General features: G+C 33.9%; 17 protein-coding genes. 9 read left to right on the forward strand and 8 right to left on the reverse strand.

Features of this window, described 5'->3' with window-relative positions:
• Positions 1 to 83 precede the first annotated feature (83 nt).
• Positions 84 to 1,334 (forward strand): ABC transporter permease, encoded by a 1,251-nt coding sequence (locus R6X41_RS01710; protein ID WP_318496928.1) that lies wholly within the window; start codon positions 84 to 86, stop codon positions 1,332 to 1,334.
• A gap of 162 nt (positions 1,335 to 1,496) precedes the next feature.
• Here R6X41_RS01710 and R6X41_RS01715 read toward each other — a convergent pair whose 3' ends face one another.
• A complete protein-coding gene (locus R6X41_RS01715; protein ID WP_318496929.1) occupies positions 1,497 to 1,955 on the reverse strand; it encodes a GAF domain-containing protein in 459 nt (152 codons plus the stop codon).
• Between the two features lie 88 nt (positions 1,956 to 2,043).
• Here R6X41_RS01715 and xrtF point away from each other — a divergent pair, with 88 nt between their 5' ends.
• From xrtF to R6X41_RS01735, 4 genes are all read left to right on the forward strand, one after another.
• The gene (xrtF, locus tag R6X41_RS01720; RefSeq protein ID WP_318496930.1) at positions 2,044 to 2,610 is read left to right on the forward strand and encodes an exosortase family protein XrtF; all 567 of its coding nucleotides are present in this window, start codon (positions 2,044 to 2,046) and stop codon (positions 2,608 to 2,610) included.
• Positions 2,588 to 3,019 (forward strand): exosortase F system-associated membrane protein, encoded by a 432-nt coding sequence (locus tag R6X41_RS01725; RefSeq protein ID WP_318496931.1) that lies wholly within the window; start codon positions 2,588 to 2,590, stop codon positions 3,017 to 3,019. The genes xrtF and R6X41_RS01725 overlap by 23 nt, the downstream gene beginning before the upstream one ends.
• Before the next feature lie 241 nt (positions 3,020 to 3,260).
• On the forward strand, positions 3,261 to 6,152 hold the full coding sequence (locus R6X41_RS01730; RefSeq protein ID WP_318496932.1) for a fibronectin type III domain-containing protein: 2,892 nt from the start codon (positions 3,261 to 3,263) through the stop codon (positions 6,150 to 6,152).
• Positions 6,153 to 6,394: 242 nt separating this feature from the next.
• A complete protein-coding gene (locus tag R6X41_RS01735; RefSeq protein WP_318496933.1) occupies positions 6,395 to 7,723 on the forward strand; it encodes a phenylacetate--CoA ligase family protein in 1,329 nt (442 codons plus the stop codon).
• 72 nt (positions 7,724 to 7,795) lie between these two features.
• Here R6X41_RS01735 and groL read toward each other — a convergent pair whose 3' ends face one another.
• The 7 genes from groL to miaB all read right to left on the reverse strand — a co-directional run bounded on the left by groL (position 7,796) and on the right by miaB (position 14,618).
• The gene (gene groL / locus R6X41_RS01740; protein ID WP_318496934.1) at positions 7,796 to 9,421 is read right to left on the reverse strand and encodes a chaperonin GroEL; all 1,626 of its coding nucleotides are present in this window, start codon (positions 9,419 to 9,421) and stop codon (positions 7,796 to 7,798) included.
• A gap of 105 nt (positions 9,422 to 9,526) precedes the next feature.
• Positions 9,527 to 9,805 (reverse strand): co-chaperone GroES, encoded by a 279-nt coding sequence (locus tag R6X41_RS01745; protein ID WP_318496935.1) that lies wholly within the window; start codon positions 9,803 to 9,805, stop codon positions 9,527 to 9,529.
• Between the two features lie 149 nt (positions 9,806 to 9,954).
• The gene (gene secG, locus R6X41_RS01750; RefSeq protein WP_318496936.1) at positions 9,955 to 10,308 is read right to left on the reverse strand and encodes a preprotein translocase subunit SecG; all 354 of its coding nucleotides are present in this window, start codon (positions 10,306 to 10,308) and stop codon (positions 9,955 to 9,957) included.
• Complete coding sequence (locus R6X41_RS01755) at positions 10,308 to 11,366, reverse strand: DUF8458 domain-containing protein (RefSeq protein WP_318496937.1); 1,059 nt, start codon at positions 11,364 to 11,366, stop codon at positions 10,308 to 10,310. The genes secG and R6X41_RS01755 overlap by 1 nt, the downstream gene beginning before the upstream one ends.
• Positions 11,360 to 11,866, reverse strand: a complete 507-nt coding sequence (locus R6X41_RS01760) for an LptE family protein (RefSeq protein WP_318496938.1) — start codon at positions 11,864 to 11,866, stop codon at positions 11,360 to 11,362. The genes R6X41_RS01755 and R6X41_RS01760 overlap by 7 nt, the downstream gene beginning before the upstream one ends.
• A gap of 3 nt (positions 11,867 to 11,869) precedes the next feature.
• Entirely contained in the window at positions 11,870 to 13,138 is a 1,269-nt protein-coding gene (locus R6X41_RS01765) for a sigma-54 interaction domain-containing protein (RefSeq protein ID WP_318496939.1), read from the reverse strand.
• 37 nt (positions 13,139 to 13,175) lie between these two features.
• Positions 13,176 to 14,618, reverse strand: a complete 1,443-nt coding sequence (gene miaB / locus R6X41_RS01770; protein ID WP_318496940.1) for a tRNA (N6-isopentenyl adenosine(37)-C2)-methylthiotransferase MiaB — start codon at positions 14,616 to 14,618, stop codon at positions 13,176 to 13,178.
• 137 nt (positions 14,619 to 14,755) lie between these two features.
• On the opposite strand from miaB, the gene R6X41_RS01775 reads away from it, so the two are divergent.
• From R6X41_RS01775 to porK, 4 genes are all read left to right on the forward strand, one after another.
• A complete protein-coding gene (locus R6X41_RS01775) occupies positions 14,756 to 15,517 on the forward strand; it encodes a hypothetical protein (protein WP_318496941.1) in 762 nt (253 codons plus the stop codon).
• A gap of 138 nt (positions 15,518 to 15,655) precedes the next feature.
• Entirely contained in the window at positions 15,656 to 18,181 is a 2,526-nt protein-coding gene (gene topA, locus R6X41_RS01780; RefSeq protein ID WP_318496942.1) for a type I DNA topoisomerase, read from the forward strand.
• Between the two features lie 3 nt (positions 18,182 to 18,184).
• On the forward strand, positions 18,185 to 19,354 hold the full coding sequence (locus tag R6X41_RS01785) for a formimidoylglutamase (protein ID WP_318496943.1): 1,170 nt from the start codon (positions 18,185 to 18,187) through the stop codon (positions 19,352 to 19,354).
• Positions 19,355 to 19,518: 164 nt separating this feature from the next.
• On the forward strand, positions 19,519 to 20,883 hold the full coding sequence (gene porK, locus R6X41_RS01790) for a T9SS ring complex lipoprotein PorK/GldK (protein WP_489670883.1): 1,365 nt from the start codon (positions 19,519 to 19,521) through the stop codon (positions 20,881 to 20,883).
• Positions 20,884 to 20,923: the final 40 nt, after the last annotated feature.

The raw sequence follows: 20,923 nt of genomic DNA on the forward strand, positions 1-20,923 counted from the left end.
TTGTTTTTATTTTTTTTGTAACAAATCTATAATTAAAACGTCCTATCTTTAAATTCACAAATTTTTAATAAAAGCACTTCTAAATGATCTTGTATTTAAGACTTTTTAAAGAAAGTTTCGCGTTTGCTATAAATGCTTTACGAAATAATAAATTAAGAACATTCTTGTCTTTGTTGGGTGTGACCATTGGTATTTTCTCCATTATAGCAGTATTAGCAGCTGTCGACTCTTTAGATCAAAGTATTAAAAGTCAGTTATCGGGCTTAGATAAAAACACGATTTACTTAACAAAGTACTCTTTTGGACCTACAGAAGTTCCGAGATGGCAACGGGATAATTATCCTCAAACAGAGAACGACGATTACGAATTTATCAATCGTGAGATTCCAAATATTAAGTCTAGTGCCTATATTATTTTCGGAAATTCTGAAACCATAAAATATCAAGACAATGCCATTAGTAATGTAAATGTTACACCCGCATCTTACGGTATTTATGAAATTGAAGATTTAAAAATAGGAGAAGGGCGGTTTTATTCAGAATCTGAATCATCTACTGGAGCACCGGTTGTTGTTATTGGAGCCGAATTAGCAGAAAATCTTTTTGGTAATGAAGAGCCTCTAGGAAAAGAAGTACGTATGTATGGTCGAAAAGTAACTGTTATTGGTGTACTTAAAAAAGTAGGATCTTCGCTTTTTGATTCTCCTGATGAAAAAGCTTATTTGCCTGCAAATTTTGTAAGACAGTTTACTAATGGCGGTTCCGATGGTATTCCAGGTGCTATTACAATTAAGCCCGAAACAGGTGTGGATATTGATGCTTTTGAACAAATTTTAAAACAGAAATTTAGAGTGTACAGAGGATTAAAAGCTGATGAGCCAGATAATTTTTTCGTGAATAAACTGTCAGGAATGACAGATGCTATTGATAATATTATTGGTGTTATGAATCTTGCTGGCTGGATAATAAGTGGGTTCTCACTTCTTGTTGGAGGTTTTGGTATTGCAAATATTATGTTTGTTAGTGTAAAGGAACGCACAAACCTTATCGGAATTCAGAAGTCTTTAGGGGCTAAAAATCGATTTATATTGTTTCAATTTTTATTTGAGGCTATCATTTTAGCTGTGATTGGAGGAGTAATAGGACTCTTTTTTGTGTGGATTATATCTTTAGTGGCTTCCCAGTTTGTAGATGATTTTGAATTTATACTATCGTTCTGGAATATGTTTATCGGCTTTTCATTATCAACATTAATCGGATTGATTTCAGGAGTTTTGCCAGCGATATCAGCATCTAAGTTAGATCCTGTTGAAGCGATACGGACAGGGATGTAGTATTTTGGGTATTAGGTTTTGGGTGTTGGGTTTTTTGTTCTCCTTATCTCGAAGGTGTAATAATAACAAGAATTGAAATTGAAATAGTTATAACATAAAAAATCTCGACGTCTTTCTTTTTAAGAACGACGTCGAGATTTTAGTTTTTATGTATTTTGGAACTTATGCCAATACCTTAGCGACTTGCTCGCAAACAAATTCTAAGAAACGCTCATCTTCTGCTGTAAATGGATCAGGTGTATTCGAGTCGATATCTATCTGACCAACATTTTCTCCATTTACAAAAAGCGGAACTACAATTTCTGCCTTTACAGTAATGCTACAGGCTATGTAATTGTCTTGAGCTGTAACATCTGGAACAACAAAGTTTTCGTTACTTAATGCTACTTGTCCGCAAATACCTTTTCCAAACGGAATAATCGTATGGTCTGTTGGAGCACCAACATATGGCCCTAGTTTAAGTTCGTTTTTGTCACCGTTTTTAAAGTAAAAACCTACCCAATTATAATAGGTCACATGTTGTTCTAATAGTTCGCAAACAGATAAAAGACGTGCGTCTACGGTTTTCTCTGTATTAGATAATAAAGTTACTACTTGAGGTTTTAAAGACGTTAAAGGCATGGTTTTTATTTTTTTGTAAAAGTATTTAAAATGCTACGATTATGGAACTTCATTTTTATAAATTTAACACCTTAAACATTTAATAGTATTGGCAACTTTATTTAAAACATATAAACCTGTAATTCGATTCATCGTAACGTTTCTAGTGGTGTATTTCGTGATGTCTTTAGGGTACAAATGGTATTTAGATTATTCGAAAACCACAATCTATCAACCTGATTATTTAACGTATCAAGTGGCAAAACAGTCGCAGGACCTTTTAAATGTAGCTGGATTTGACTCCAAAATAGAATTACATGAAGGAGAGCCTTGGGTAAGATTTTTATTGAATGGAGATTATATTGTACGCATTATTGAAGGGTGTAATGCTATAAGTGTGATTATCCTTTTTATTGCATTTATCGTCGCTTTTGCAGCTTCATTTAAAAATACAGTACTTTTTATTATTGCAGGAGCTGTTTTAATATATATAGTCAATGTAGCTCGTATTGCAGTATTAACGCTAGGGTTGTATTATTATCCAGATTTAGAACATATACTCCACGGTGTAGTTTTTCCATTAATTATATATGGAATGGTTTTTTTATTATGGGTGATTTGGGTGAATTATTTCGTGAAAATTAAAAAGAAAGATGCAGAACACTCAACGCTATAGTCTTATTGTTTTATTTGTTATCGGATTGATTCTAATCCGAGCTTTTGAAGCAGATTTGTTTTACGATCCGTTTTTAGAATTTTTTAAAAATGATTATTTATATCTTAATACTCCCGTTTTTGATACTTTTAAATTGGTAGGATTTACTACACTCAGATTCTTTCTAAATACTTTGTTGTCTTTGGGGGTAATCTACTTTGTATTTAAAGATATAAAGGCATTGAAATTCTCTGTGATATTATACGTCGTAGCTTATGTGATTTTAATAGCCGTGTTTTTGTTACTTATTTTAAATGCGAAACAAGACAATTATTTCATTCTTTTTAATATCCGTCGTTTTTTAATTCAGCCCATATTATTGTTGTTGCTATTACCTGCATTTTATTATCAGAAGCAAATCAAGGAATAAAAATAAGTTTTTACGGTTTTTGTAATAGATTAATTATTAGTTAGATGTAAGAAAAACATCACTATTCATTCTTTTTGTCGTTTTTTTTTGATTAACGAAGTAATAATTTTCATGCATAATAAATTCAATATATCTTTATCAAAGAGGATGAGCTGAACATCATTTTCATTTTTTAAAAGAAAGGTTAATAGCAAGCTTAGGTTCAATTTTTTTTATAAATTATTACAATTTAAAAGATGCTATGAAATACTTTTATGCTTTTCTGATTTTTTTTTCAATTTATGGAGTTTCTTCTCAAAATCTTCACGATGAAGCAAATGCTGCGTCTATATTAATTGAGTCTAACAGTGTTGATGGTTGGACAGGTTCATCTAATATTACTGCTAGCGATGTTAACCCTTATTCTGGTAATTATTCGATAGTTTCTACACGTACGGCAGCTAATGGTAGGGATATGAGTTATACTTTTAGTGCCGTTATTGGAGAACAATATAATATTAGTATATGGGCTAGAGAAGGTGATTCAGGTTATGATCCAGCATTTGCAAACTGGACAGGGCTTAATGGTTTTCAAACGACAAGAATAAACGGCAATAACTGGGTGGAGCATAATTGGACAGTTACAGCAACAAGCTCTAATCCTATCATAAGAATTTATGCGACTCCAAGTTCAGGTGGGCAAACTGGAAACCAGGTGTTTATTGACAATGTTAGTATACAATTAGTGGGGACAGGAGATTCTACGCCACCAAGTATTCCAACGGGATTATCATTAGCAAATATAACCTCTACAAGTTTAGATTTAAGTTGGGTGGCTTCTACAGATAACATAGGAGTTACAGACTACGAAGTATTTCAAGATGGAGTGAGTTTAGGATTAACAGGAGGTTTGTTAACACGAAGTATATCAGGTTTAACTGGATCTACGGCCTATGGATTTACTGTCGAGTCAATTGATGGTTCCGGAAATCGTTCAGGCTTAAGTACAGCATTGACGGTTACAACACTAGCTTCAACAGATACTACAATTCCAAGTATTCCAACGGGATTATCATCAGCAAATATAACCTCTACAAGTTTAGATTTAAGTTGGGTGGCTTCTACAGATAACATAGGAGTTACAGACTACGAAGTATTTCAAGATGGAGTTAGCTTAGGATTAACAGGAGGTTTGTTAACACGAAGTATATCAGGTTTAACTGGATCTACGGCCTATGGATTTACTGTCGAGTCAATTGATGGTTCCGGAAATCGTTCAGGCTTAAGTACAGCATTAACAGTAACAACTTTAGTTGCAACAGACACTACAGTTCCAAGTATTCCAACGGGATTATCATCTGCAAATATAACCTCTACAAGTTTAGATTTAAGTTGGGTGGCTTCTACAGATAACATAGGAGTTACAGACTACGAAGTATTTCAAGATGGAGTGAGTTTAGGATTAACAGGAGGTTTGTTAACACGAAGTATATCAGGTTTAACTGGATCTACGGCCTATGGATTTACCGTCGAATCAATTGATGGTTCCGGAAATCGTTCAGGCTTAAGTACAGCATTAACAGTTACAACTTTAGTTGCAACAGACACTACAGTTCCAAGTATTCCAACGGGATTATCATCTGCAAATATAACCTCTACAAGTTTAGATTTAAGTTGGGTGGCTTCTACAGATAACATAGGAGTTACAGACTACGAAGTATTTCAAGATGGAGTGAGTTTAGGATTAACAGGAGGCTTGTTAACACGAAGTATATCAGGTTTAACTGGATCTACGGCCTATGGATTTACTGTCGAGTCAATTGATGGTTCCGGAAATCGTTCAGGCTTAAGTACAGCATTAACAGTAACAACTTTAGTTGCAACAGACACTACAGTTCCAAGTATTCCAACGGGATTATCATCAGCAAATATTACTAGCACAAGTTTAGATTTAGATTGGATTGCTTCTACAGATAATGTAGGGGTTACAGATTACGAAGTTTTTCAAGATGGCGTTAGTGTAGGATTAACAGGAGGTTTGTTAACACAAAGTATAACAGGCTTGTCAGGCTCTACGGCTTATGCGTTTACAGTTCAGTCAATAGATGGTTCAGGTAACCGTTCAGCATCAAGTGCGGCATTAACTGTTACAACTTTAGCTGCTTCGGATGTTACTGCTCCAAGTATTCCAACGGGATTATCATCAGCAAATATGACCTCTACAAGTTTAGATTTAGATTGGATTGCTTCTACCGATAATGTAGGGGTTACAGATTACGAAGTTTTTCAAGATGGCGTTAGTGTAGGATTAACAGGAGGTTTGTTAACACAAAGTATAACAGGCTTGTCTGGTTCTACGGCTTATGCGTTTACAGTTCAGTCAATAGATGGTTCAGGTAACCGTTCAGCATCAAGTGCGGCATTAACTGTTACAACTTTAGCTGCTTCGGATGTTACTGCTCCAAGTATTCCAACGGGATTATCATCTGCAAATATAACCTCTACAAGTTTAGATTTAAGTTGGGTGGCTTCTACAGATAACATAGGAGTTACAGACTACGAAGTATTTCAAGATGGAGTTAGTTTAGGATTAACAGGAGGCTTGTTAACACGAAGTATATCAGGTTTAACTGGATCTACGGTCTATGGATTTACTGTCGAGTCAATTGATGGTTCCGGAAATCGTTCAGGATTAAGTACAGCATTAACGGTTACAACACTAGTTCCAACAGAAACTGAGTTACATTACACAGAGCAAAATGCGAATTTAGAAAGTGTTGATTGGATTGCAAGGGATTTATTTGCTTTTAGAAATTTAGGAATTGGGACAACAAATACCCAAGGTTATAGATTGGCTGTAGCAGGTAACATAATTGCTGAAGAAATAAAGGTTCAATTACAGACAGCTTGGCCAGATTATGTTTTTAAAACAGATTATGAACTACCTCTTTTGGAAGATGTAGAAAAACATATTAAAGAAAAAGGATATTTGCCTAACGTTCCAAGTGAAAAGGAAGTGAAAGCTAATGGAATTAAATTAGGTGAAATGAATGCTGTATTGTTAGAAAAGATAGAAGAACTTACACTGTATATATTGCAGCAAGAGAAGAGAATAAATGCATTAGAAGTAGCCGTTAAAAAGCTAAATGAATAAAGTGATAAGTTTAAAATTATTCTTGTTGTTGGTTTTTCTATTGCATACTACATGTCTAAATTACGAACTAGAATAAAAAATTACACAGAGAAATGACTGCGTAATTGAAAGTCGATTTTGTTGGATTCGCTAGAATGAAATAGTATGTGAAAATTATATTGGGACACAGAGTTGAAAATGAGTGATCGCATAAAATAATGACAATTAAGAAATAAAAAACAGTTAAATTAATTATGTTTAATATGATAAGGAATAAAATCTTTTGGACATTAGATCTATTTAAAGGAGGGAAGATAAAGAATGAGTATAATGAAATAAAGTATATTCAGGAAAATTTAGAAGTAGAGGAGTCAAGGAACCTTCAAAAGAGAAAATTAAAGAGGTTATTAAACCATGCAGTATTAACTACTGATTTTTATAAGAATAGAATTTCAGGAAAGGGCAGTAAGTTGTCTGACTTTCCTGTGATTGATAAGAATATTATTATATCTCATTATGATGGGTTTAAATCAGAAATATTTTTAAATAAAGTTAATTTTCCAGCTTATACTAGTGGTTCAACAGGTACACCATTTAAGATATATCAAGATGCAGCAAAAAAGGATAGAAATGCTGCAGATGTGATTTATTTTGCTAAACTTTCAGGTTTTGAATTAGGAGATAAGTTGTATTATATAAGACATTGGGACGAATATAATAGTCGATCAAAATTTGAAACTTGGAAAAGAAATATTCATATGCATCCGGTATCTAAATTAGCAGATTCAGATGTGGTTGAATTATTAGATAATATAAAAACGTCATCAGGTTCAAGAAAAGGAATTATAGCATATGCATCCGCTTTAAATGTATTAAGGGACTATATTATAAAACATGATTTAAAACCTTTAAAAGGAGCTTCGGTATCTTCAATCGTGGCTATGTCTGAAGCGCTTAACGATAGGACAAAAGAAGTAGTCGGAAATTTCTTTGGAGCAAAGGTCGTTTCAAGGTATTCTAATGTTGAAAATGGTATAATCGCCCAACAATTAAGGGGAGATAAGAATTGTTTTCATATTAATTGGGCAAGTTACTTTGTTGAAATCTTAGATTTAAATAGTGATAAGCCAGCTCGTAAAGGAGAGTTAGGGCGAATAGTTATAACCGATTTGTTTAATTATTGTATGCCTATGATTAGATATGATACAGGAGATATTGGTATGCTTAACTATCAAGAAAATATTTTGGAAGAATATCCGATTCTTATGAATATTGAGGGAAGAAAAATGGATATGATTTATGATTCTGAGGGTAGGTTTGTTTCATCTTATGCAGTATATAATATTTTAAAATATCCGAATATTAGACAGTATCAATTTATTCAAGAAGATGATAAAAAATATACTTTTAAATTAAATGTGGATCCTGAATTTAAATATGAACTACAAATTAAGAATGAATTTATTAAATTATTAGGGGAGGATGTTCAAATTGATTTTCAATATGTAACTGAAATACCTCTATTGTCATCCGGAAAACGAAAGTTAGTTATTAATCGTAAATCTAGAGATAGTTTTTCGACACTATCCTAAAAATCTTAACCCATAAAAAAAACCGAAGTCCTAAGAACTTCGGTTTTTTAATTTTATTTGATGTTATATAAATTACATCATTCCTGGCATACCACCACCCATTGGAGGCATAGAAGATTCTTCCTTAATGTCGATTAATGCACATTCAGTAGTCAGTATCATTCCAGCAACCGATGCAGCATTTTCTAATGCAATACGAGTTACTTTTTTAGGGTCGATAATACCTGCAACAAGCATATCTACGTAAGTTTCAGTTTTAGCATCGTAACCAAAGTTCCCACTACCTTCTAAAACTTTAGAGACAACAACACTACCTTCTCCACCTGCATTTTCAACAATAGTTCTTAAAGGAGATTCGATAGCACGAGCTACAATTTGCACACCTGTACTTTCGTCTGCATTTTCTGTAACTAAACCTGCTAAAATGGCTTTGGCTCTAACTAAAGCAACACCTCCCCCAGCAACAATACCTTCTTCTACAGCAGCTCTCGTTGCATGTAAAGCGTCATCTACACGGTCTTTTTTCTCTTTCATTTCAACTTCACTAGCAGCACCTACATAAAGTACAGCAACACCACCTGCTAATTTAGCAAGACGTTCTTGAAGTTTTTCTTTATCGTAATCACTAGTTGTAGATTCGATTTGAGATTTAATTTGATTTACACGATTTTTAATCATGTCTTTATCTCCAGCACCGTTTATAACCGTTGTATTGTCTTTATCGATAGTAATACGTTCTGCTGTTCCTAGCATATCGATAGTAGTGTTTTCTAAAGTAAATCCTCTTTCTTCAGAAATAACAGTACCACCAGTTAAGATTGCGATATCTTCTAACATAGCTTTACGTCTGTCTCCAAAACCAGGTGCTTTTACAGCAGCAATTTTAAGAGAACCACGTAATTTATTTACTACTAAAGTTGCAAGCGCTTCTCCGTCTACATCTTCAGCAATAATTAATAAAGGTTTTCCTGATTGAGCAACTGGCTCAAGTACTGGTAATAAATCTTTCATTGTAGATACTTTTTTATCGTACAATAAAATATAAGGATTATCTAAATCTGTAATCATTTTTTCGCTATCTGTAACGAAATAAGGAGATAAGTATCCTCTGTCAAACTGCATACCTTCAACAACGTCTACATACGTATCTGTTCCTTTAGCTTCCTCAACAGTAATCACACCTTCTTTACCAACTTTTCCGAATGCAAGAGCGATTAAATCACCAATAACATCGTCGTTATTAGCAGAAATAGCTGCAACTTGTTTGATTTTATCTGAAGAATCACCAACTTCTTGAGTTTGTTTAGCAAGGTCTGCAACGATAGCTTCAACAGCTTTATCGATACCACGTTTTAAATCCATTGGATTTGCACCTGCAGCAACGTTTTTAAGACCTTCTTTAACGATAGCTTGAGCTAAAACAGTAGCGGTAGTTGTACCGTCACCTGCAAGATCGTTAGTTTTAGAAGCAACTTCTTTAACCATTTGAGCACCCATATTTTCTAGAGGGTCTTCCAATTCGATTTCTTTAGCTACAGAAACACCATCTTTAGTTACTATAGGACCTCCGAAAGAGCGACCAATAATTACGTTACGACCTTTTGGTCCTAATGTTACTTTTACTGCATTTGCTAAAGCATCTACACCACGTTTTAAACCGTCGCGTGCTTCAATATCAAATTTAATATCTTTTGCCATTTTTATATTTTTTGGGTGTAAGCTTTTGGCTGTTTGCTTTATGCTTACTTACTTGATTTTATTATAATAATTTTTTGGGTTTCCGTTGTCACGGAAAAAGGAAGATTAGATAATCGCCATAATGTCTTCTTCACGCATCATTAAGAAATCTGTTCCTTCTAATTTTAATTCAGAACCAGAGTATTTTCCGTAAAGCACGGTGTCTCCAATTTTTACAGTAAGTGGTTCATCTTTTTTACCTGTACCCACTGCAATAACAATACCTTTGTGTTGTTTTTCTTGCGCTGAATCTGGGATAAATAATCCAGATGCTGTTTGAGTTTCTGCAGGAAGTGGTTCAACCAGAACGCGGTCTGCAAGTGGTGTGATGTTTACTTTACTCATATTATTATAGTTTTTAAATAGTTTATATTTTATGAATCTATACCATTCGAAAATTGTGCCAAGTCCAAAGGCATGACAAACTTTCAGCCACAAAAAATGCCAACTGTAAAAGTTGGCATTTTAATATTGTAAATATGAGTTGTTTTTGTTTATTCAGCACCGTCTTCTGTTGGAACAACAGGTAGTGTTGCTGGTGCAGCTGGAGCAGTAGGTAAAGGTTGTGCTGTAGATTCTGAGTCTAATGCTTTAGATTCTAAATCTCCATTTCCTTTGTTTATAGCTATGTTAGATAGTAAAATTAAAACTAACATTAACCCTGCTAATGTCCATGTACTTTTATCTAAAAAGTCGGTAGTTTTTTTAACACCACCAATTTGTTGAGAACCGCCTCCGCCAAAAGATGAAGATAATCCACCTCCCTTAGGGTTTTGCACCATAATTACTACTATTAATAAAAATGCTACTACAACGATTAGGAATAAAAATATTGTAAACGTACTCATTAGTTTCTTTTATTTTGTTCTTGTATTTGTTTTATTGCTTTAATTCGGTCTGCAAAGAAACCACTTTTTTCTGGATATTTCAAACTTAATATGTTATAAGATTGAATTGCCTTTTTGTAGTTTTTTTGTTCGACATAAATTCTTGCTAAAGTCTCTGTCATTAGCGATTCTGGCTGTAATAAATGAGATTCTGCTAAATTTTGATGTGCACCAGAAGATTTTTTTGGGTCAATTTTTGGGTTTGTTGAAATGAATTTATCAATTAAAGCAAACTTTTTAGCCTTGGTTGGGCACGGTTTTTCTTCTAGAATTTCCTCTTTTTCTAAAGGTTGAATTTCTTCAGGTGCTATTTCCTGTTTTTCTTCTGAAACTAAAGTAGCATCAGAAATAGATCTATTTACAGGACTAAAAGTAGTGAGTTTTAACCACTCGTTAAACGAATGGGTTTCTCTATTATTAAATTCTAAAGGTTTTCCTAACTCTAAAATAGCTTCGGGAGTAGAGACTGTGTCTTCAGTATTTGTGTTTTCTACTTCTGTAGGATTTTTAGTGTTGTCGTTTTTCTCAGATTCTTCTTTAGTAATTGTTTTAATGGCTTCTGAAGGTTCTTCAGTAAAATGAACAAGTTTTGCTGGTGTTATTTTGGGCTGAAATAATTCAGGATCAAGAACACCTTCAGTGTCATCAATTTGCTGAGAAAGAATATCATCTATAGATGTTTTTTTGTCTACCGAAATATCTTCAACATCAACTTCAATATCTCTTAAATATTCGGTATTTTGCTTTATAAATTGAGAAATTTTATTTTGTGCAAAGGCTTCCGAAGTAATAAAATCGAATAAAATACTGCGGTCTGTAGTGTAAGCTGCCGTAGTTTTTAATTCTTGATTGTATTTAAAACTTTCCTCGGTTTTTAATGCTTTAAGGTATAAGGCACGAGCAGGCTGAAAATATGGAAACTCATCTAAAATGGTTTTCAAATCATTGGCTTGCTTTGGAGACAAAGCTTCTGGGTATTGTAAAATATGTGTAAAATCGGCGCTTGTCATAGTTACCATTGCGCTAAAGACGCATTAAATATATCTTGAGTTAAACGTTCAAAAATAGCATCTACAGCTACTGTTTTTTGTGCACCCACTAACTGGGAAGTTCCTGGGTAATCGTAAAAGAACGAAAAGTTCTTTTCAAAATCAGCTTCTTCATCTTGGGTGTTGTAAAAACGGACATTCACAGAAATGGTTAATCTGTTTTGTGCTGCGGTATTGTCGGCTGTTGCTGTAGTTGGAGATATTCTGTATACTTTGATTTCACCTTCGTAAACTAAATCTCCATTAGATGTTACTAGATCCAAGTTGGTCTGATTTAATAGTAAATCTGTTAATTGGTTCGTGAAATCTAAACTTAATCCGGGTTCGACTAAAATGGCATTATTCTGGAAATAATTAACCTGAAATGTTTTTGTTTTTGCATTTACTTTTGCACCTGTAAACGAATAAACGCCACAGGCAGTAATGCTTATTGAAATTAAAAATAATAGAAAATAATGTTTTAAAGCCATGATTTATAAGTCGTACTGTTTAATTTTTCTATATAAAGTGCGTTCGCTTATGCCTAATTCGGCAGCCGCCAATTTACGTTTTCCTTGGTGACGTTCCAACGATTTTTTTATTAACTCCAATTCTTTGTCTTGTAAAGATAGGGTTTCTTCTTCCTGAATTTCTTCAGCAAAATGATATTTATCTAAAGGATTTACAGAGGTGTCAACCAAAGCTGTTGATTTTGGTTCTGCTATTGATAAGATTTCTAAATCATCATCTGTTTCGTCATATTCAGCATCCGATTCGTCTCCGTAAATTTTTTGAATCAAACTTTCGTTATTTTTCTGAACGTCTTTATCATTACCGTTCTTCATTAATTCGGCTGTCAATTTTTTAAGATCGTTTAAATCTGCTTTCATATCGAACAATACCTTGTAAAGGATCTCGCGTTCACTACTAAAGTCTGAGTCTGATTTCGTGTTGGAAATTACGGCAGGTAAATTTGACGCTGTATTAGGTAAATAACCTCTTAATGTTTGTCTGTTTATGGTTCTGTTTTCTTCTAGAACAGAAACCTGTTCTGCCACATTTCTTAACTGACGAATATTTCCATTCCATCTAAATTTTAGTAGATCGAGCGTCGCATCATCTGTTAATTTAATAGTTGGCATTTTATATTTTAAAGCAAAATCGCTAGCAAATTTTCTGAATAATAAATGAATATCTTCTTGACGTTCGCGTAAAGGTGGAAGGTGAATTTCTACAGTGCTTAAACGGTAGTATAAATCTTCTCTAAACTTTCCTTTTTTAATTGCATCAAACATATTCACATTTGTGGCAGCTACTATACGAACATCTGTTTTTTGTACTTGACTAGAACCTACTTTTAGAAATTCTCCGTTTTCTAATACACGCAACAAGCGGACTTGGGTTGTAAGCGGTAATTCTCCAACTTCGTCTAAAAAAATGGTTCCGCCATCGGCGACTTCAAAATAACCGGATCGGGTTTGTGTCGCACCCGTAAAAGCTCCTTTTTCATGTCCGAAAAGTTCACTATCTATGGTTCCTTCGGGAATAGCCCCGCAGTTTACTGCAATATATTTTCCGTGTTTTCTATGTGAAAGCTGATGAATAATTTTCGGAATACTTTCTTTACCAACACCACTTTCTCCGGTAACTAAAACCGAAATATCTGTAGGCGAAACTTGTATCGCTTTTTCAATGGCGCGATTAAGTTTTTGGTCGTTACCAATAATTCCAAAACGTTGTTTTATGGCTTGAACTGATTCCATACTTTAATTAGTTTTTAGGTTGTGGTTAAAGGTCTTGTTATACGTTTGAAATCGAAATAGCTTCACCTATTAAAGTCGCACTCGTGCAGTCTAAAATTTTAACGGTTACAAAATCACCAATTTTGAAATCCCCTTTAGGAAACACAGCAACAATATTTTGTGATGTTCTTCCTGACCACTGCTGATCAGATTTTTTAGATTCTCTTTCAATTAATACTTCAACAACAGTATTTACATAGGCTTTGGTGCGGAATTCACTGTGTTTACGTTGTAATTGAACCACATCGTCTAGACGTTTCTTTTTAATTTCTAAGGGAATATCGTCTTCCATTTTACGTTCGGCCATAGTTCCGGGGCGTTCAGAATAATAGAACATAAAACCGAAATTATATTTTACAAATTCCATTAGACTTAAAGTGTCTTGGTGGTCTTGTTCTGTTTCGGTTGGGAAACCCGTAATCATATCTTGGCTAATAGAGCAGTCTGGAAGAATACGGCGAATGTTATTTATCAATTCAAAATACTCTTCTCGTGTATGCAAACGATTCATCTCTTTAAGAATACGATTGCTCCCACTTTGCACGGGTAAATGAATATGATTACAAATATTTTTGAATTTTGCCATTGTTTCAACAACATCAAGGGTTAAATCCTGAGGGTTAGATGTTGAAAATCGGATACGCATTTTTGGTTGTTCTTTAGCGCACAATTCTAAAAGTTTTGAAAAATTAACAGCAGTTGCAACTTGCATATCTGTCGCTTTATCAAAATCCTTTTTAAGTCCGCCGCCATACCATAAATAGCTATCTACATTCTGTCCTAATAAAGTGATTTCTTTAAAACCGCGACTCGCTAAATCATTAATTTCTTCAAGTATACTTTGTGGTTCACGACTGCGTTCGCGACCACGAGTAAACGGAACAACACAAAAGGTACACATATTGTCGCAACCTCTCGTAATCGAAACAAAAGCAGTTACACCGTTACTGTTTAAACGTACTGGAGAAATGTCTCCATAAGTTTCGTCTTTAGAAAGAATTACATTTATCGCATCGCGACCGTCTTCAACCTCTGCCAAAAGATTAGGCAAATCTTTATAAGCATCAGGGCCAACTACAAGGTCTACGATTTTTTCTTCCTCTAAAAACTTGCTTTTAAGACGTTCGGCCATACAGCCTAAAACGCCAACTTTCATTCCTGGATTAATACGTTTTACCGCATTATATTTTTCAAGGCGTTTACGTATAGTTTGTTCTGCTTTATCTCTAATAGAGCAGGTGTTTACTAAAACTAAATCGGCGTCTTCTAAGTTTTGAGTGGTGTTGTAACCTTGCTTATGTAAAATTGAGGCTACGATTTCACTGTCGCTAAAATTCATAGCACAGCCGTAGCTTTCTATAAAAAGTTTACGTGAATTTTCTTTTTTTTGTTCTAATACAAGGGATTCTCCTTGTTTGCTTTCGTCAATTGTCTTCTCCATAATGTTGCTGAAAAAAATTATCAGTCAATAAGTTTGCAAAGATACAATTAATATTATGTTTGTGACAAAGTGTCAGTTTAATTTTTCTTGTAATTTTGTTAAATTATGTTTCCTTTAGCCCAACTAAACCTATATAAATGTTTTTATCAGAATTTGAACAGAAAGTAAATCACGCTAAACAATTAGATTTCGGAATTATCTTTAGCCAATCTATCGACCTTTTTAAAAAAGTGTGGGTACAAGGATTAATTACGATATTACTAAGTATAGTCGCTATTATTCCAATTTACTGTATTATATATATTCCTTTATTAGCGTTTGGTATCGATCCAGAATTTATTAGTAATAGTGAAAGTGTAAACGTGATTTTTTTAATTCTTACAGGGGTGTTCTTCTTTGTTTTCGCAATTATAGCATCTGCGATAAGTATGGGATTGATGTCTGCATTTTACAGGATTTGTAAACAAAAGGATTTTGAAGAAATTGTTAAAGACGATTATTTCTATTATTTTAAAAAGGCTTATTTTCTTAAACTAATTAAATTGGCTTTAGTCGTTCTGTTAATCTCTATTGTTGCTGCATTTTTATGTGTAATTCCGTTATTTTATGCTTTCGTTCCGCTTTCATTTATAACTGTAATTTTTGCTTTTAATCCAGATCAAAGTGTTACAGATATTGTAAAAGCTAGTTTTAAATTAGGAAACAAAAAATGGTTAATCACATTTGGTTTATTCGTTATATGTGGTTTTTTGGCACAGATTGTAGGGATGTTAATGTGTTTTATTGGTTTGTTTGCTACAGCTTCGTTTACGTACATACCTTTATATATAATTTATAAAGAGGTAATTGGGGTCGAGAATTCAGAAGACCAAAGTGTTTTTATAGAAACAACCTTATAATTCTTAAAAAATTAATAATTAAGTTGAATATATTTCGGTTAAAAATCGAAGTTTTTCACCTTTCATCGTACTGAATACTGATATAATTAGGATGATGTATCTTTTTTGATATACATTTGCAGCACCAAAAAAGTAAAAATGGCGAAGAATTTAGTAATAGTGGAATCACCTGCAAAGGCGAAAACGATCGAAAAATTTTTAGGTAAAGATTATAAAGTAGAGTCTAGTTTTGGTCATATTGCCGATCTGCCATCTAAGGAATTAGGTGTAGATGTAGAAGGCGATTTTAGTCCAAAATACGAAGTTTCCTCCGATAAAAAAGCAGTTGTAAAAAAACTGAAAGACTTAGCTAAGAAAGCCGAAATGGTTTGGTTAGCAAGTGATGAGGATCGCGAGGGTGAGGCGATTGCTTGGCATTTAGCCGAAACTTTAAAATTAGACAAAAGCAAAACAAAACGTATTGTTTTTCACGAGATTACTAAAACAGCTATTCAAAAGGCGATTGAAAATCCACGTGGTATAGATTATCATTTAGTCGATGCGCAACAAGCACGTCGTGTATTAGATAGAATAGTAGGTTACGAATTGTCGCCGGTATTATGGCGTAAAGTAAAAGGTGGTTTGTCTGCAGGTCGAGTACAATCGGTTTCTGTGCGATTAATTGTGGAACGTGATCGCGAAATTCAGGAATTTACAGCAGAAGCATCTTATAGAATTGATGCCGAATTTTCTAATGAAGCCGGACAATCATTTAAAGCTAAATTACCAAAATCGTTTACTTCAAAAGAAGACGCTTTTAAGTTTTTAGAAAGTAATGCTTCAGCCGATTTTAAAGTAGCCGATTTAGAGAAAAAACCAGCTAAAAAATCACCAGCAGCACCATTTACAACGTCTACACTTCAGCAAGAAGCAGCACGTAAATTATATTTTTCAGTAAGTAAAACCATGACCATGGCGCAGCGTTTATACGAAGCCGGTTTAATTACTTATATGAGAACAGATAGTGTAAACTTATCTGACGAAGCAAGAAAAGGAGCGAAAGCCGAGATTGAAAATGCTTACGGTATTAAATACGCTAAAGAGCGTAATTATAAAGGTAAAGCTAAAGGTGCTCAAGAAGCGCATGAGGCTATCCGTCCGACAGATTTTGCTCTACATTCTGTAGATATAGATCGTGATCAAGCACGTTTATACGAACTGATTTGGAAACGTGCTATTTCATCGCAAATGAGTGAAGCGTTGTTAGAACGTACAAACGTTAAAATTTCAGCTTCAACACATAAAGAATTATTTTCAGCAAACGGAGAAGTTATTACTTTCGATGGATTTTTAAAAGTCTATTTAGAAGGCAACGACGACGAAGATTCTGAGCAAGATGGTATGTTGCCAGCAATGAAGGTTAAGGAAACATTACTTAACGAATATATTACGGCGACAGAACGTTACACCAGACCACCTTATAGATATACAGAAGCCTCTTTGGTTAAGAAACTAGAAGAACTTGGTATTGGTCGTCCGTCTACATATGCACCAACAATTTCTACAATTCAGAATAGAAATTATGTTGAAAAAGGAACCATTGAAGGGGTAGAACGTGAGTATACACAAATCACTTTAAACAGTGGAGAAGTAAAAGAGAAACTACTTACCGAGAAAGTAGGATCGGATAAAGGGAAGTTAGTACCAACAGATATTGGAATAATAGTAACCGACTTTTTAGTAAATCATTTTGAGAGTATTTTAGATTACAATTTCACCGCCAAAGTTGAAGAAGATTTTGATGATATTGCTGAAGGGAAGGAAAATTGGACTAAAATGATGAAGGATTTTTATTCTAAATTCCATCCTCAAGTTGTAGATGTTCAAGAAAACGCAGAACGTGAATCGGGCGAGCGTATTTTAGGAACAGATCCTAAAACTGGCCGTCAAGTTAGTGTGCGTTTAGGTAAATTCGGAGCAATGGCTCAAATAGGAGCAGCCGAAGAAGAAGATAAAATATTCGCAAGTTTATCTCCAGACCAACAATTAAATACCATTACATTTGAAGATGCTTTAGATTTATTTAAGCTTCCTAAAGATTTAGGTGTTTATGAAGATCTTCCTGTTGTAGTAAACAATGGACGTTTCGGACCCTATGTGAAATTTGGAGAAGCTTATGTGTCTTTACCAAAAGGTGTAGATGCATTAAGTGTAGAATTGGAAGATGCTATTGTTTTAATAAAAGAGAAGCAAGAAGCAGATGCTCCTATATATATGTACGACGATTTACCAGTACAAAAAGGAAAAGGACGTTTCGGACCATTTATTAAATGGAACAATATTTTTATTAATGTGAACAAAAAATACGATTGGGATAATTTATCCGATGATGATATTGTAACGCTAATAAAAGAGAAAATTCAGAAAGAAATTGATAAAGTCATTCACAATTGGGAAGATGAAGGTATTCGTGTAGAGAAAGCTCGTTGGGGAAGACACAATGTTATAAAAGGAAAAATAAAGGTAGAACTAGATAAAACAGTAGACGCAACAAAAATTACTTTAGATAAGGCTATGGCTTTAATTGAAGCAAAAACACCAAAGCGAAAAACTGCAGCTAAAAAGAAAGCTCCGGCAAAAAAGAAGGCTCCAGTGAAAAAAACAACTACTGCTAAAAAGAAATAATACATGGCCGACCTTAATTTTTTGGCTCCTGTTCCCGATGTTGTTTTGGCACATAACGCGTTATTGTCGCCACAAGCATTCGGACAAAAATTAAAAATTCATTCTAAACAAAGTGGTATTCCAGACCTAGAAGGTGTGGATGTCGCTATTATAGGTGTTTTAGAAAATCGAAACGACGTTAATTATATTGGGGAAGATTTCAATTTAAACGAAATCCGTAACGCTTTATATAAATTATATCCTGGAAGTTGGAGTACGACTATAGCAGATTTAGGAGATATTTATAAAGGAGAAACTGTAGAAGATACGTACTATGCGTTAAAAGAAACCGTTTCAGAATTAGTGAAATTAAAAATAATTCCGGTTGTACTTGGCGGAAGTCAAGATCTTACATATCCTATGTATCGTGCATTCGACAGTCTTATTCCAATGGTTAACATTGTTAATGTAGATAGCAATTTCGATTTAGGAGATTTAGCTCAACCTATTAAAAATAATAGTTTTGTTGGTAAAATTATTTTAGAAGAGCCTTACAATCTATTTAATTATGCAACTATTGGCTATCAGACCTATTTTAATTCGCAAGAACAAATAGATTTGATGGAAACATTATATTTTGAAGCGTATCGTTTAGGGCAAGTGTCTAACGATATTACTTTGGTAGAACCTGTTATGCGTGATGCCAATATAGTAACTATAGATTTAGGATCTATGAAAGCTTCTGAAGTTAGCTTAAACCAAAAGGTTTCTCCTAATGGTTTAGATGGTAAAGAAATATGTGCTATTACAAGATATGCAGGTATTAGTAATAAAGTGAGTGCTTTAGGTATCTTTGAATATAAGCCCTCTCAAGACGACGAAATTACATGTGTATTAATCTCTCAAATGATTTGGTACTTTATTGAAGGACTGAATAATAGAGTAGATGATAGTGATTTTAAAAACGAACATATTTACCAAAAATTTATTACTTTAGTCGACTCCCAAGAACTCAATTTTTACAAAAGCGTCAAGACTGGACGTTGGTGGATTGAGATCCCATTTTTAAATGAAATCAATAATAAATTAAAGAGACACACGTTATTACCCTGTATGCATCAAGATTATTTAGATGCTTGCAATAACATAATTCCCGCGAGATGGTTTAAGGCCTATCAAAAGAATTGCGTTTAAAGGGCATATAAATTGGACGAAACGTACAGTTCATCGACTAAACGCATCTTTTTACGATGAAATGATTAATTTTTCCTCAAAAAAGTTGTTTTTTAGAAAATATATAAATATGTTTACGCTCTTAAATTTTAGGTACCAATTATAACCTCAAGTTTTCTATGGATATGAAAAAAATAGTTTTATTAACAGTTGTTTTAGCAGTAATAATGAGTTGTGGCTCTGGAGACAGAGGAGAGCTTACTGGAGTTAAAGGAAAAAGATGGCACCCAGAAAAACCTTATGGAATGGCATTAGTTCCTGGAGGTTCTTTTATAATGGGTAAAGCAGACGACGATTTAGCAGGCATACAAGATGCGCCTTCAAAAACGGTAACTGTTCGTGCATTCTATATGGACGAAACTGAGATTACCAATAGCGAGTATAGACAATTTGTTAACTGGGTTCGTGATTCTATTATTAGAACGAGATTAGCTGTTTTAGCAGACGAAGTTGGAAAAACTCCTGAAGATGGTGGTATTGGTGAATATGCATTTACGGATGCAGATACCGCTAGTATGACAGTATACGAAAAATATATGCTAGACAACTATAGTGGTTTAGGACCTACAGGAAATGAAGGAAGAAAACTAAATAAGCGTGTAGATCTTGTTTTTGAAGAAGCTGAATATCCAGACGAATATTATGCAGAAGTAATGGACACTATGCATATTCCTTTAGAAGAATCTTATAATGGTCAACGTACTTGGGATGTTAATAAATTTAAATTTCAATATACCTATTTAGATATTCAGAAGGCGGCTAAGAATAAAAATCTTAAACGTAGTGATGTTGTAATGGTTGAAGAAATTCAAGTATATCCAGATACTACAGCTTGGATTAGAGATTTTGCATATTCGTATAACGAGCCAATGCATAATGACTATTTCTGGCATGATGCTTATGGTGAATATCCTGTTGTAGGTGTAAGTTGGAAACAAGCAAATGCATTCTGTCAATGGAGAACTTTATACAAAAATTCATATCAAAAAGATAAAAAAATGCAGTATGTAAACTCTTTCAGATTACCATCTGAAGCAGAGTGGGAATATGCGGCACGTGGAGGTCTTCAAGCAGCAACATTCCCTTGGGGTGGACCTTATGCTAAAGACGATAGAGGTTGTTTTATGGCAAACTTTAAACCTTTAAGAGGTGATTATGCTGCAGATCAAGCATTATATACTGTAGAGGCAAGATCTTACGAACCGAACGATTTTGGCTTATATAATATGTCAGGAAATGTTGCAGAATGGGTATCTTCTTCTTACGATCCAGGATCTTATGAATATATTTCATCTATTAACCCAAGTGTAAACGACCACAATAGCCAACGTAAAGGTGTAAGAGGTGGTTCTTGGAAAGATGTTGCATATTTCTTACAAGTAAGCTCAAGAGATTATGAATACGCAGACTCTGCAAGAAGCTATATTGGTTTTAGAACTGTTCAAGATTATATGGGAACAGATATCACTAGTGGTGGTAGCGGACGATAAATTAATTTTTTTAACTTAACCTAAATATTAATCATTATTA

The sequence above is a fragment of the Formosa sejongensis genome, from assembly GCF_033447105.1.
Classification (GTDB): Bacteria; Bacteroidota; Bacteroidia; order Flavobacteriales; family Flavobacteriaceae; genus Formosa.